Origin of the sequence: Streptomyces melanosporofaciens, from assembly GCF_900105695.1 — a bacterium.
GTDB lineage: Bacteria > Actinomycetota > Actinomycetes > Streptomycetales > Streptomycetaceae > Streptomyces > Streptomyces antimycoticus.
The window spans coordinates 2,660,774-2,674,288 of record NZ_FNST01000002.1 but is presented as its reverse complement, the minus strand read 5'-3'; the positions used below and the strand labels follow the sequence as shown (position 1 = coordinate 2,674,288).

9 protein-coding genes are annotated in these 13,515 nt (G+C 73.7%); 5 read left to right on the top strand and 4 right to left on the bottom strand.

The window, feature by feature from the left end:
• Nucleotides 1-90: 90 nt before the first annotated feature.
• Both BLV72_RS13970 and BLV72_RS13965 read right to left on the bottom strand, forming a co-directional pair.
• Entirely contained in the window at nucleotides 91-1,821 is a 1,731-nt protein-coding gene (locus BLV72_RS13970) for a M23 family metallopeptidase (protein ID WP_093462590.1), read from the bottom strand.
• A 231-nt stretch (nucleotides 1,822-2,052) separates the two neighbouring features.
• Nucleotides 2,053-2,847: a lipase family alpha/beta hydrolase gene (locus tag BLV72_RS13965; protein WP_093462589.1), complete on the bottom strand. Its 795-nt coding sequence runs from the start codon at nucleotides 2,845-2,847 to the stop codon at nucleotides 2,053-2,055.
• 529 nt (nucleotides 2,848-3,376) lie between these two features.
• Between BLV72_RS13965 and icmB the strand changes: the two genes are divergently transcribed.
• On the top strand, nucleotides 3,377-3,787 hold the full coding sequence (gene icmB, locus BLV72_RS13960) for a coenzyme B12-dependent isobutyryl CoA mutase small subunit (RefSeq protein WP_093462587.1): 411 nt from the start codon (nucleotides 3,377-3,379) through the stop codon (nucleotides 3,785-3,787).
• Between the two features lie 402 nt (nucleotides 3,788-4,189).
• On the opposite strand, the gene BLV72_RS13955 is transcribed toward icmB, so the two are convergent.
• Both BLV72_RS13955 and BLV72_RS13950 read right to left on the bottom strand, forming a co-directional pair.
• A complete protein-coding gene (locus BLV72_RS13955; protein ID WP_093462585.1) occupies nucleotides 4,190-5,881 on the bottom strand; it encodes a DUF5691 domain-containing protein in 1,692 nt (563 codons plus the stop codon).
• Entirely contained in the window at nucleotides 5,878-7,326 is a 1,449-nt protein-coding gene (locus BLV72_RS13950) for an SWIM zinc finger family protein (protein ID WP_167746353.1), read from the bottom strand. The genes BLV72_RS13955 and BLV72_RS13950 overlap by 4 nt, the downstream gene beginning before the upstream one ends.
• A 137-nt stretch (nucleotides 7,327-7,463) precedes the next feature.
• Between BLV72_RS13950 and BLV72_RS13945 the strand changes: the two genes are divergently transcribed.
• The 4 genes from BLV72_RS13945 to BLV72_RS13930 all read left to right on the top strand — a co-directional run bounded on the left by BLV72_RS13945 (nucleotide 7,464) and on the right by BLV72_RS13930 (nucleotide 13,499).
• The gene (locus BLV72_RS13945) at nucleotides 7,464-8,618 is read left to right on the top strand and encodes an ATP-binding protein (protein WP_208905627.1); all 1,155 of its coding nucleotides are present in this window, start codon (nucleotides 7,464-7,466) and stop codon (nucleotides 8,616-8,618) included.
• Nucleotides 8,615-11,122, top strand: coding sequence for a DUF5682 family protein (locus tag BLV72_RS13940; protein WP_093462582.1), 2,508 nt, complete (start codon nucleotides 8,615-8,617; stop codon nucleotides 11,120-11,122). The genes BLV72_RS13945 and BLV72_RS13940 overlap by 4 nt, the downstream gene beginning before the upstream one ends.
• Complete coding sequence (locus BLV72_RS13935; protein ID WP_244320757.1) at nucleotides 11,119-12,441, top strand: VWA domain-containing protein; 1,323 nt, start codon at nucleotides 11,119-11,121, stop codon at nucleotides 12,439-12,441. The genes BLV72_RS13940 and BLV72_RS13935 overlap by 4 nt, the downstream gene beginning before the upstream one ends.
• 200 nt (nucleotides 12,442-12,641) lie before the next feature.
• Complete coding sequence (locus BLV72_RS13930) at nucleotides 12,642-13,499, top strand: hypothetical protein (RefSeq protein ID WP_093462581.1); 858 nt, start codon at nucleotides 12,642-12,644, stop codon at nucleotides 13,497-13,499.
• Nucleotides 13,500-13,515 lie beyond the last annotated feature (16 nt).

Genomic DNA, 13,515 nt, shown 5'->3' with positions numbered 1-13,515 from the left:
GGCTGGCCGAAGCACTGAGGCTGGAGCGCGCCGGCGGCGCGCTCCAGCGGTCAGGATCCGGGTCGGGGGCGGGGCCGGTCCCGGAGCCGGTCAGGTCGGGTCGAGACCCTTTCCGCGCAGCCAGGGCAGCGGGTCGATGGCCGAGCCACCGCCGGGGTGGACCTCGAAGTGCAGATGGGGGCCGGTGGAGTTCCCGGAGTTCCCGGAGTACGCGATGGTCTCCCCGGCCTTGACGGTGCCGGAGCGGATCTTGGCGCTGCTGAGGTGGCAGTACCAGGTCTCCGTGCCGTCCGGGCTGGTCAGGACGACCATGTTGCCGTAGGCGTCGTTCCACTGCGTCGTCACGGTGCCGTCGGTGGCGGCCATCACGGGCGTCCCGTAGCTCACCGGGAAGTCGATGCCGGTGTGCACGGACATCCAGTTGATACCGGCCTGGCCGAACATGGCGCTCAGACCGTGCTGGGCGACGGGCACCGCGAACTTCGGGCGCAGCGCCTCCTTGCGCGCCGCCTCGGCGGCCTTGCGCTTCTTCTCGGCGGCCTGGCGCGCCTGGAGGTCGATCCGCTCCTGGGTGCGGCTGGCGCGGTCGCGGAAGTCGTCGGCGCCCTCCCGGACCCCGGCGAGCTGGGAGTCCAGCTTGCTGTTGGCCACGGAGGGCTTCACGGGGGCCGCCGCGGTGTCGGGGGCGGCCTGAGTGGTGGACTCGTCCTTCTTGTCGCTTCCCACGCCGCTGACCGAGGCGGCGGCCACGGCGGTGACGCCCAGGGCGCAGACGGAGGGGACGGCGACGGTGAGGAGCGCGGAGCGCTTGGGACGGGGCGAGGGGGTACGGCGGCGGCCGCGGCTCGCCTCCCGGCGGGGGGAGGGGGCGGATTCCCGCACGGCCGCCGCCTCGGGTTCAGGTTCCGCTTCGGGGGCCGGATCGTACGACTGGTCGGGCTCGTGGACCGGATCGAAGACGGCGGTGTGCTCGAAGCCGCCGGTCTGCTCGAAGGCGTTGGCCTCGTAGGCGTTCGACTGCTCGAATGCGCCGGTCTGGTCGAAGGAGTTGGGCTCGAACACGGCCGTCTGCTCGAAGCTGTTCGCCTCGTGTTCGGGCTGGTGCTGATCGAACCCTGTTTGGTCGAACCCTGTTTGGTCGAGCCCGGGGTGGTGGTCCAGCCCCTGCTGGTCGAAGCCCGCGTGGTCGAGCCCCGGCTGGGTCAGCCCCGAGTGGTCGTAATGCTGCCCCTCGTCCACGGTCCCGTAGGCGGTGGTGTCCCAGAACTGGGTCTGGCCCGTGTCCACGCCCGAGGTGTACGCCTCGGCCTCGTACCCCGCGCCTTGGTCCCACTGTTGGCCCGGCATCTCGGTGTGGCCGGTGGCGCCCGTGTCCCACGCGCCGATGTCCCACTGGGCGCCGGTTTCGGCGTCCTGCTGGGCGGGGATACCGGTCGGCAGGTGATAGCCGGCGGCGGCCCACATCGCGGTGGTGTCGTAGGAGCCCGAGTCGTACTGAGTGGTGTCGTAGTGGGCCGTGTTGTAGTGACCCGTCTCGTACGACCCGGTCTGCTGCTGGTCGACCGCGGCCCACTGCGAGGCGTCGTACTGACCGCTGTGGGCGCCCTGCGCGTCGTCGTACGCGCCCGGGAGCGTGCCGAAGAGCGGGTCGCCGTCACCGTAGGCCGTGGCCAGGTGGGCGAAGCTGCCGGTGGAATAGCCGTCGTACCCGGCGTAGCCGTGCGCTGTGTCCTGTCGCTGACCGTAGGCCTCGTCGTACGGATACGAGGCGTCAGGAGCGGGGACGGTCGGAGGGGCCCCCGACGGGTGACGGTCGTTCACCACCAACTTCTCTTTCGCCTCGGCTGCAGGAGAATTAGCGGCGACTGTACCCGGCGGTACGCGGCAGCGACAATCTTCCGTGAGTTTTGAGCAGCACGGCAAAGGGCATTTGGCCGTCTTTCGGCTGACTGTACGCAGTTCCTTGGCCGGGTGTTCGATTGGCGTTCGGCAATTTCGGGCCCGCTGAACTACCGCGAGGGGCTTTGTGCCGCCGTTCGGCGGTCCCTCGTCTCATGCCACCGAGACCGTGCCGGAGGCGTCCGTCGGCGCCTCGTCGGCGGCATCCAGGGCCTCGCGGATCCGTATGGCCACGGAGGAATGCACCGCCAGGGCGAGATGTCCGATTCCGTTGACGCGGATGTTCTGCGAGATCACATCCGGATGGTCTATCCGGGCCGTCTCCGCCGGGATCATCAACTGATCCACATCGCTCCAGAAAGCGATGAAACGCGTACGGCAATCAGGGGCAGGTTGCCGCAACTCCGTTATCACCTCGGAGTCCGGGCACATCTGGCGCACGAGTGGATGTGCGGACAACAAGGGCGCGATACGGGTGCCGCTGTGCGGGGTGCCGAGCGTCACCAGGGTGTGGACGCGGGCGTCCCCGCCCAGACGCTGGACGTAGTAACGGGCGATCAGACCGCCCAGGCTGTGCCCGATGACATCCACCTGGCCATGGCCGGTGCGGGCGCAGACCTCCTCGACGTGGCGGCCGAGCAGCGCGGCGGCGGTGCGCAGGTCGCACAGCAGCGGCGAGTAGTTGAGCGCCTCGATGTGCAGCCGTCCGTGGCGGCCGAGCGAGCGGCGCAGCGGTACGAAGACGGACCGGTTGTCGATGAAGCCGTGGAGAAGCAGGACGGGTCGGCGGGCCCGGCCGCCCGTGGGCAGGCACGCCGCCGCGCCGGGCGGCGGCGGAGCGGGCGGGCGCTCCTGGCGCAGCCCGGTCGGGTAGAGCAGCAGATGCCCGGCGAGCAGCGCCAGGTCGAGGGCGATGGCCCGGAGCTGCCGGATCTGTACGAGGCCCATGGCGGCCGACCTCCCGCAATGCGGCGCACAGGAGGCGGCTGGAGGCTCCCCCCCGTATGCCCTCATGGGCAGCCGGTCGTTTCGGTCGCGGTCATGGCCCCAGTCCTGAGCCCCGGTCATGAGTCCTGGTCAGGGCGTCGGTCAGGGCGTGGGTCATGGCGACTTCGGCCATGCGGTGGCCCGATGTCCTCCGGCACCGCACGGGGAAGGGTGCTGTGACCGCATGACGCAGGACCGCCCGTCGCACCGCGGCGCCATGCGGCTCTCGACGGCGCTGCGCGGTGCGACGGTCCCCGCTGCGGCTCCCCTGGTGTGGCCGGCCCGAAGCGTATGCGGCCTCCGCGCGGTGGATGCGCGGCGTGCGCGGATGCGGATGCGGGTACGGGTGCGGCCTTCAGTGAACGTGTCCCACGTGTGATTTCCCCCTCGCGGCGCGCCGCGAAACTGCCGGGTAGGGGATGCTGGAGATAACGTTCGTTCACGTCGATGCGGGCGAGGGCTCGAAGGGCTCGAGGGCTTGGAGGCTGCGATGGGTGTGACCGGTCCGATCCGTGTGGTGGTGGCCAAGCCGGGGCTGGACGGCCATGACCGCGGGGCGAAGGTGATCGCGCGGGCGCTGCGCGACGCGGGCATGGAGGTCATCTACACCGGGCTCCACCAGACGCCCGAGCAGATCGTCGACACCGCGATCCAGGAGGACGCCGACGCGATCGGGCTCTCCATCCTGTCCGGTGCCCATATGACCCTGTTCGCCAAGGTGCTGGAGCTGCTGCGGGAGCGCGAGGCGGAGGACATCAAGGTCTTCGGCGGCGGGATCATCCCCGAGGCGGACATTCCCCCGCTCAAGCAGCAGGGCGTCGCGGAGATCTTCACCCCGGGCGCGACGACGACGGCCATCGTGGAGTGGGTGCGCGAGAACGTCCGCCCGGTAGCCGCCTGACCTGCCGGTTTGCGGCAGGGCGGGCGTGGGGCGTACGGCGCTGGGTCGTCCGGTGGTGGGCAGTGTGCGGTGCCGGGCTGTGCGGCGCTGGGCCGTGCGGTGCCGGGCCGTTGCGCGTCGGCCGTACGGCGCCACGTTGTGCCGCGGTGCCACCTGGCCGCGTGGGGGTGAACGTCTGGCTCCCAGCCCGCAGCCTGATGCCTGCAGTCCGCAGCCTGATGCCTGGACCAGCCTCCGAGCACCTGGGCCACGGAGCATGACCGGCTCGGGCACGGCAGGGCCCCGCGCACGACCGGCGGTCAGGGCATCCCGGGCCCCGAGCACGCGGGAGGCCAGGGCATCCGCGGGCCCCGGGCACGTCGGAGGCCAAGGCACCCGCGGGCCCCGGGCCCGCTTCGCGGGTCACTCCGGTTCGAGCTCGGCTTGCATGGCCGCTCTCAGCCGGAGCGTGCCCACCAGCCGCTGGAACGCCTCCGCCCAATAGCCCCCGGCCCCCGGCGCCGCCCCCTCCGACTCGTCCGGTATCGCCGTCAGCACCTCGAGCCGATCCGCTTGCGTCGGGTCCAGACAGCGCTCGGCCAGGCCCATGACCCCACTGAAGCTCCACGGGTAGCTGCCGGCGTCCCGTGCGATGTCCAGTGCGTCGACGACGGCCCGGCCCAGCGGCTCGGCCCAGGGCACCGTGCACACCCCGAGCAGCCGGAAGGCGTCGGACAGGCCGTGGGACGCGATGAACTCGGCCACCCACTCCGCCCGCTCCCGGGCGGGCAGCGCGGACAGCAGCTTCGCCGGGTCCCGCCAGGCGGCGGGCGCCGCCTCCCCGGCGGTGACCGGCGCCACCGCCGGGGTGCCGAGCAGCGCGCGGGACCACTCCGCGCTGCGCTGCCGCACCGCGGCCCGGCACCAGGCCGCGTGCAGATCCGCCTGCCAGCCGTCCGCGACGGGCAGCGCCACGATCTCGGCGGCACCGCGTCCGCCGAACCATGCGCTCCAGCGGTCCAGCGGGGTCGCCTCCACCAACTGGCCCAGCCACCACGACCGTTCCCCCCGGCCGGAGGGCGGCTTGGGCACGATGCCGTCGCGCTGCATTCCGCTGTCGCACTCGTCCGGCGGCCGGACGGTTATCCATTCGGCGGCGGTCACCTTGTCAGTGGTCGGCTCGCCGGTGGCAAGCTCGCCGCCGGTCAGCTCACCGTCGGTCACCTCGTCGGTGGTCAGCGACACACAGCCCCGCGACCGCTCGGCCATGCGCGCGGCGAGCGCGGAGCCGGGGAGTGCGGAGAGCAGCTCGGCGGCGGTCGCCCGGACGTTCCGGCTGCGGTCGGACAGCGCCTGTTCGAGGAACGGCTCATCGGACGGGGAGAGGTCGTCGCGCAGCGAGTCCAGGAACATCAGCCGGTCCTCGGCCCGCTCGGTCGACCAGGTGCCGCTGAGCAGGGCCAGCCCCGCCGCCGGGTCGCGGTGGCGCGCCGCCGCCAGCAGTGACACCCGCTCGGCGAACAACCCCTCCTCCCACAGCCGCTGTTCATCCTCCGGGCCGGTGGCCGCCCCGGACGGCTCCGGGAGCGCTGTGGAAGCCCGGCCCGCCGTGCCCCGCAGCGCGAATTTCCACTCCGGGTTGAGCCGGGCCAGCCACAGCGCGCGCGGACCGCCGAGCGTCAGTGCCTCGGGCCGCAGATCGGTGCGGGCACGGGCCGCGTCGAGAAGCGCCGGGAGCAGCGCGTCGGGCACGCGATAGCCGTGGTGATTGGCCAGGGCGAGCCACTGCGGCAGCAGCTCGGCGAGGTCGGGCGCGGAGCGCGGACCGCCGCGCCCCGGCGCCGAACGGTCGGCGAGCAGCATCGCCAGCCTGCTGCGGGCGGCCGTGGGCAGCGCCGGACGCGGATCCCCGGGCGCCCGGCCGGGCCCCGGCCGGGCGGGCGCGGGCCGCAGCCCGGCCCGCCGCCGCACGGTGCTGAGCGCGGCCGCGTCCAGCAGGGCGGACGGTACGTCCTGCCCGGGGCGCGGCGCGACGGGCGGGGTGCGCCGCTCGGTGCCGAGCAGCGCGGCCGCGACGAGGTCGTCCCAGGACGCGGTGGTGGTCGTAGTGGTCAACGGATGCCTCCCTGCGCTGCCGTGTCGAGAAGCGAGACGGGGGTGGGGTCCCAGGCCGTGAGGGGAGAGAAGCCGCGATGGCCGCACTCGCCGAAGACGGTGACCGGGCCACCGCCGGATATGGCCATCAGCTGCCATAGATCGGTGCGCCCCGCACAGCGCGGATCGACGGGCAGCGCCGAGCCGCTCCGCTCATCCGCCAACTGCCATCCGCTGTCCCCCGGGACCGGCACCACATCGGCGAGCACGACCGGCCAGCCGTCCAGCCACGGATCCTCCCCGAGCGCCGCCCCATAGGCCGCGAGCGCGGTGTCGACATCGCACCCCTCGGGGGCAGAAGGCGCCGAGGAAGACGGGGCATGCGGCAACTCCTCGTGCCGGGTGCCGATCGCGGCACGCAGGGGCCGGGCCGCCGGGTAATACGTGAGGTCGGCGTCGAGGACCAGGCCGGTGGGCAGGGCGAGCTCCGGGGACTGGCCGGGGGCGCTGAAGGAGAGCAGCAGCGCCATACGGTGTGTGCGCTCGCCCCGCAGCCAGATCCTGCGGGTGGTCAGCCTGCCGTCCGTGCCGTCCTGGCGGCCCAGGACCAGCCAGCGGTCCCGGATCGGCTCCCCGGTCGCCAGCAGCTCGGCCACCGGCGTGGTGAGGCCCACGCGGGTGCGCGTGGTGGCGGCCAGCTTCTCCGGGAGGCGGTCCAGGTGGAGGAAGCCCTGGTTGAGGAGGTGGGCCAGCGCGCACTCCTCCAGCAGCCGGGCGGGCCACCCCGGACCGGACGACGGAATCGCGGCCAGCTCCCGCACCCGGGTCTCGAGACCCGGAGCCTGAGCGTCGACCATCCGGGCGGCCGTCTCGTCCCACGCCCCGTACCCGGCACGGTCGGCGGAGGCCAGACCGTCGCGGAGCAGATCGGCGAGCCGCCGCTCCAACTCCGTGGCGCCCGCGGCGATGCGCTGGGCCCGCCGCTCGGCGCGGCGGCGGGCCGCCTCCGGATCGGCCGCGCCTCCGCTCTCCCCTTTCTCCCCTCTCCCCGGCCCGTCCGCCGTCTCGCCGCCGCGGCCCGGGCCCCCATCCCGGGCCGCGGCGGCGAGCTTCCCGGCCCGCTCCCGCCGGTCGCCGAGCCACTGCTCGGCCCACTCCGGTGGCTCCCCGCCCCCGGGCACGCCCCCCTCGCCGGACGCCCACAGCAGCAGCAGGCCCAGCGCGTGCTTGCACGGGAATTTCCGGCTCGGGCAACTGCAGCGATATCCGGGCCCGTTCAGATCGACGATCGTTTGGTACGGCTTGCTGCCGCTGCCCGAACACAGCCCCCACACCGCCTGGCCGTGCGCCCCCGCGCCCGACCATTGGCCGGCCGCGGCGAGCTTGCCGCCCGCCGTGCGTGACGTGGCGTCAGGAGCCAGGGCCAGCACCTGCTCCGCCGTCCAGCGTTCCCCCTGCGGATTCATGTCTGCGACGGTACGGGCACCCACTGACAATCGCCCTGACCTGGGCGTCAGTTGACCGGGGCCCGGTTGTCAGTGGGGTGGTGCAGGGTGGTTCACACGTCCGGAAACGGAACGAGGAAACAAGTCGTGGGGGAGCTGTGACCGTCACTGTGCCCGGAACCGAATCCACCGACAGCAGCGGAGCGGCAGGGCCCACCGAGGCCGCCGGAGCCGCGGAAGCGCTGCGTCCACACGCGGAGGACGCCTTCGCCGACGAGCTGAGCGCACTGGCCGCAGCCGACGACCGTCCGCGCCCCGCGCGGTGGCGGCTCTCGCCGTGGGCGGTCGCCACCTATCTGCTCGGCGGCACGCTGGCCGACGGCACCGTGATCACACCCAAGTACGTGGGCCCGCGCCGCATCGTCGAGGTCGCCGTCACCACCCTCGCGACCGACCGCGCCCTGCTGTTGCTGGGCGTGCCCGGCACCGCCAAGACATGGGTCTCGGAGCATCTGGCGGCCGCGGTCAGCGGTGACTCGACCCTGCTGGTCCAGGGCACCGCCGGGACACCCGAGGAGGCCATCCGGTACGGGTGGAACTACGCCCAGCTCCTCGCCCACGGCCCGAGCCGCGACGCGCTCGTGCCGAGCCCGGTGATGCGCGCGATGGCGGAGGGCATGACCGCGCGCGTGGAGGAGCTGACCCGCATCCCGGCCGATGTGCAGGACACGCTGATCACCATCCTGTCCGAGAAGACGCTGCCGATCCCGGAGCTGGGGGAGGAGGCCCAGGCGGTCCGCGGGTTCAACCTGATCGCGACCGCCAACGACCGCGACCGCGGGGTCAACGAGCTCTCCAGCGCCCTGCGCCGCCGTTTCAACACGGTCGTGCTGCCGCTGCCCGCGACCCCGGAGGACGAGGTCGACATCGTCTCCCGCCGCGTCGCCCAGATCGGCCGCTCGCTGGAGCTCCCGGAGCTCCCGGAGGGCGTCGAGGAGATCCGCCGGGTGGTCACGGTCTTCCGCGAGCTGCGCGAGGGAGTGACCGGCGACGGCCGTACGAAGCTCAAGTCGCCCTCCGGCACGCTGTCCACGGCCGAGGCCATCTCCGTGGTCACGGGCGGCCTCGCCCTCGCCGCCCACTTCGGCGACGGCGTGCTGAGGGCGGGCGATGTGGCCGCGGGCATCCTGGGCGCGGTCGTCCGCGACCCGGCGGCCGACCGCGTCATCTGGCAGGAGTACCTGGAGACGGTGGTCCGCGAGCGCGACGGCTGGAAGGACTTCTACCGCTCGTGCCGAGAGGTGACCGCATGACGGGCGCCCCGCGGGCGCGGGCCGCCGGCCCGCTGCTGCTGGGCGTGCGTCATCACGGGCCCGGGTCGGCGCGGGCGGTGCGGGCGGCGCTGGAGGCGTGCGCACCGCGTGTGGTGCTGATCGAGGGGCCGCCGGAGGCGGACACGATCGTGCGGCTCGCCGCCGAGAAGGACATGCGCCCGCCCGTCGCACTGCTCGCCCATGCCGCGGACGACCCGGGGCGCGCCGGATTCTGGCCGCTGGCCGGGTTCTCCCCGGAGTGGGCGGCCATCCAGTGGGCGCTGGCCCACGAGGTCCCCGTACGGTTCATCGACCTCCCCGCGGCCAACTCGCTGGCCATGTCGGCGAAGCAGACCCCGGCGGCCGCACCCGCTCCGGCGGGGCCGCTCGAACCGGCCGCCCCGCTCGAACCGGTGGACCCGGGCGACCAGGCCGCTCCGGGCGCCGGCTCCGCCGAGCGGCTGCGCGTCGATCCGCTGTCCGTTCTCGCCGAGACGGCCGGATACGACGATCCGGAGCGCTGGTGGGAGGACGTCATCGAGCACCGCGGCACCGGCGGCGCGGGGGCGTTCACGGCCGTGGCGGAGGCCATGGAGGCGCTGCGCGCCGAGTACGGGCACGGTGGGCACGAGGACGACGCCGTGCGCGAAGCCCATATGCGGCTGCGGCTGCGCGAGGCGCGGCGGGAGTTCGGGGACGAGGTCGCCGTCGTCTGCGGGGCCTGGCACGTACCGGCGCTGGGGGAGCGGACCACCGCGACCGCCGACCGGAAGCTCCTCAAGGGGCTGCCCAAGGTCAAGGCCGAGATCAGCTGGGTGCCGTGGACGCACAGGCGGCTGGCCCGGCACAGCGGATACGGGGCGGGCATCACCTCGCCTGGCTGGTACGACCACCTCTTCCACGCCCCGGACCGGCCCGTTGAGCGCTGGCTCACCAAGGTCGCCGGGCTGCTGCGGGCCGAGGACTTCGCGGTGTCCTCGGCCCATGTCATCGAGGCCGTAAGGCTCGCCGAAACGTTGGCCGCCATGCGCGGACGTCCGCTCGCCGGGCTCGCCGAGACCCTCGACGCAGTAAGGGCGGTGATGTGCGAGGGCTCCGATGTGCCGATGGCGCTGGTGTGGGACCGGCTGGTGGTCGGCGATGTCCTGGGCGAAGTGCCCGAGTCGGCTCCGGCGGCGCCGCTCCAGCGCGACCTGACGCGCACCCAGCGCTCACTGCGGCTCAAGCCCGAGGCGCTGGAGCGCGAGCTGGAGCTGGACCTGCGCAAGGAGACCGACGCCGGGCGCAGCCGCCTGCTGCACCGGCTGCGCCTGCTCGGGGTCGACTGGGGCAGCCCGGCCGTCTCCCGCGGCAGCACCGGCACCTTCCGGGAGACCTGGCGGCTGCGGTGGGAGCCGGAGCTGTCGGTGCGGATCGCCGAAGCCGGGGTGTGGGGCACCACAGTGCTGTCGGCGGCCACCGCCAAGGCGGAGACCGAGGCCCGCAGCGCCAAGGGGCTCGCCGAGGTGACCGAGCTGGCCGAGCGCTGTCTGCTCGGCGCGCTCTCCGGGGCCCTTCCCGTCGTGATGCGCTCGCTCGCCGACCGGGCCGCGCTCGACGCCGACGTCGGCCATCTCGCCCAGGCCCTGCCCGCTTTGGTGCGTTCGGTGCGTTACGGGGACGTACGGGGCACCGACACCGCCGCGCTCGGCGAGGTCGCGGTGGGGCTGGCCGAGCGGATCCTGGTCGGGCTGCCGCCCGCCTGCGTCGGCCTCGACGCCGACGGCGCCGCCGAGATGCGCGGTCATATGGAGGCCGTGCACCGGGCGATCGGACTGCTGTCGGAGTCGGAGTCGGAGCCGGAGACCGGGATACAACCAGAGGCAGGGACCGGGACAGAACCGGAGACCTGGCCGGCGGCAGAGGCGCAGCCGCAGCCGCGCGCGGCCGGGTCCGGCGCCGCCGGTGGCCTGCGGGGGCGCTGGGCGGCCATGCTGCGTTCCCTCGCCGGGCGGGACGGCACCCCCGCCACTCCCGGGCTGATCCGGGGCCGCGCCGCGCGGCTGCTGCTGGACGATGCCCGGCTCGCCGAGGACGAGGCGGCCCGGCTGATGGGGCTCGCGCTCTCGCCCGGCACCGAGCCGCCCGAAGCGGCCTCCTGGATCGAGGGGTTCATCGGTGGCGGCGCGGGTGGCGGCATGCTGCTCGTCCACGACGAGCGGTTGCTCGGCCTGGTCGACCGCTGGCTGATCTCCGTTCCGGCCGAGGCGTTCACCGACGTCCTGCCCCTGCTGCGGCGCACCTTCTCCGCGTACGACACGGGCGTGCGCCGCACCCTGGGCGAGCTGGTCCGCCGGGGCCCCGCGGCCGAGGGGCACTCCGGCGGCCAAGGCGCCCCCGCCGCGCCCGGCTTCGGCCCCGGGCTGGACCCGCACCGCGCGGCGGCCGTCGTCCCGACGGTGCGCCTGCTGCTGGGCCTAGACCCGGACCCGCACGGCAACGACACCATGGAGGCAGCCCGATGACACACGGCGACCCTCACGGCGACGGCGACCCTCACGGCGATCCCGGCCTTCATGCCGACGCCGGCCTTCACGGCGACGCCGACCACGACCACGACCACAACCCCGGTCGCGGCCAAGGCGATCAGGAACGGCTGCGGCGCTGGCGGCTGGTGCTCGGCGGCCAGGGCGCCGACGGCACCGGCTGCTCGCTCAACGGGACCGACACCGCCATGGACCGCACCCTCGAGGCCCTCTACGGCTCCGGAGGCGGTGACGGCCACGGCGGCGGTGGCACGGTCGCCGGGCGCAGTGGCGGCCCTCAGGGCGCGGCGAGCGGTGCGCGCTCCGGCGGGCTCGGCGGCTCCGCCCCCCAAGTGGCCCGCTGGCTCGGCGACATCCGTACGTACTTCCCCACCTCCGTCGTCCAGGTCATGCAGCGCGACGCCATCGACCGGCTGGGGCTCGCCGCCCTGCTGCTGGAGCCGGAGATGCTGGAGGCCGTGGAAGCGGACGTCCACCTCGTGGGCACCCTGCTGTCCCTCAACAAGGCGATGCCGGAGACGACCAAGAACACCGCTCGGGCCGTCGTCCGTAAGGTGGTCGAGGATCTGGAGAAGCGGCTGGCCACCCGCACCCGCGCCACCCTCACCGGAGCGCTCGACCGCTCCACCCGGATCAGCCGCCCCCGCCACCGGGACATCGACTGGGACCGCACCATCCGGGCCAACCTCAAGAACTACCTGCCCGAGCACCGTACGGTCGTCCCCGAGCGGCTCATCGGATACGGGCGGGCGGCGCGCGGGGTGAAGAAGGACGTGGTGCTGTGCGTGGACCAGTCGGGGTCGATGGCCGCGTCCGTGGTCTACGCCTCGGTCTTCGGCGCCGTGCTCGCCTCGATGCGTTCCCTCGCCACCCGGCTGGTCGTCTTCGACACCTCCGTGGTCGACCTGACCGATGAGCTCGACGATCCGGTGGACGTCCTCTTCGGCACCCAACTCGGCGGCGGCACCGACATCAACCGGGCGCTGGCCTACTGCCAGTCGAAGATCACCCGGCCCGCCGACACCGTCGTCGTCCTCATCAGCGACCTCTACGAGGGGGGCATACGCGAGGAGATGCTGGGGCGCATCGCCGCGATGAAGGCGTCCGGGGTGCAGTTCGTGACGCTGCTCGCGCTGTCCGACGAGGGGGCGCCGAGTTACGACCGCGAGCACGCGGCGGCGCTCGCCGCGCTGGGCGCGCCCGCCTTCGCCTGCACCCCCGATCTCTTCCCGGAGGTGATGGCGGCGGCCATCGAACGACGCCAACTACCCATACCGGACATGATGATCCATCCGTGATCCGGGGCTTGCGCCGACCCCTGTGGGTCGTGCAAGGATCAACCCCGTCGCCCAGGACGTGAATCCAACCATCCGGTTAGCGATGTCGTCCTGCTCAGTGCGGCCTCAAAGCCATATCGCCACGCTTACGTGCCCGTTGTACGCCTCGTAGGTACGCCCCGTACTCAGGGAAGGCCCCGCTCGTGTCTGTCGTGTCCGCCATGCCTGTCACCGTGCGCCTGCCGCGCACGGTGGCCGCGCGGCGGGCGCTGCTGGCGGCGCTCTTCCTCGGCGGCTTCCTGGCCCTGGCGTTCCTCTTCGGCGGCAGCGCTCACGCCGCCGAGCGGAGCGGACAGGGCGCTGCCGGCGGCACGTCGGCCGGCCGTCCCGCCGTCTCCGGGCTGCTCGACCCCTCGGGTGTCGAGCGGGCGCGGCAGCAGGTGGAGCGGCACGCACCGCCCGTGGTCGGGCGCACCACGCACACGGCACAGGATGTCGTACAGAAGACCGTGCGGCCCATCCAGGAGCCGGTCGAGCGGGAAGCGCAGAAGATCACCAAGCCGATCGACGATCTGGTCGGCGACGCCACGAACGGCGAGCTGCCGGTGCGGCTGCCCGGCGTCGGCCTCGGTGAGGCGATCGGCCTGGGCTCCCCTGGCTCCGGGGCGAATCACGGCCCGGCCGCCGAGCACCACGCGGCCAAGGCCGAGCCGGTGACCGTGCACAAGGCGGCGCCCGCCGCCGCGAAGCCGATAGGGCCCGTGGCCCACACCCCGGCCGTCACCACGCACCATGACGCGGCCGCCTCCCACGCCGGGCACGGGCCCGTCGTCCGGGTGGCAGCCTCCGGCACCGGTCCGGACGGTGGCGCCCCGGCGCCGCTGCCCCTTCCGCGGTCCCCGCTCGGGGCCACCTCCCAGTGCACCGGCGACAGCGGCGCTTCCCGTGGTGGGAACACCCAGGCCGCTCTTCCGCCGTCCGGCGCGGCGTCGTTCGGGCTGAAGCCCGGCACGGTCCGCGCGGAGAGCTCGGCGCCGACGCGCGAGCGGTTCAACGAAGTCCTCGAATTCCCCGGCTAGGGCAGACCTCACCCCC

Excerpts from the sequence above, each read along its gene's own strand:
- BLV72_RS13965 (WP_093462589.1), bottom strand. The coding sequence starts at position 2,847 with ATGGGCCTCGTACAGATCCGGCAGCTCCGGGCCATCGCCCTCGACCTG.
- icmB (WP_093462587.1), top strand. The coding sequence starts at position 3,377 with ATGGGTGTGACCGGTCCGATCCGTGTGGTGGTGGCCAAGCCGGGGCTG.
- BLV72_RS13950 (WP_167746353.1), bottom strand. The coding sequence starts at position 7,326 with ATGAATCCGCAGGGGGAACGCTGGACGGCGGAGCAGGTGCTGGCCCTG.
- BLV72_RS13940 (WP_093462582.1), top strand. The coding sequence starts at position 8,615 with ATGACGGGCGCCCCGCGGGCGCGGGCCGCCGGCCCGCTGCTGCTGGGC.
- BLV72_RS13935 (WP_244320757.1), top strand. The coding sequence starts at position 11,119 with ATGACACACGGCGACCCTCACGGCGACGGCGACCCTCACGGCGATCCC.
- BLV72_RS13930 (WP_093462581.1), top strand. The coding sequence starts at position 12,642 with ATGCCTGTCACCGTGCGCCTGCCGCGCACGGTGGCCGCGCGGCGGGCG.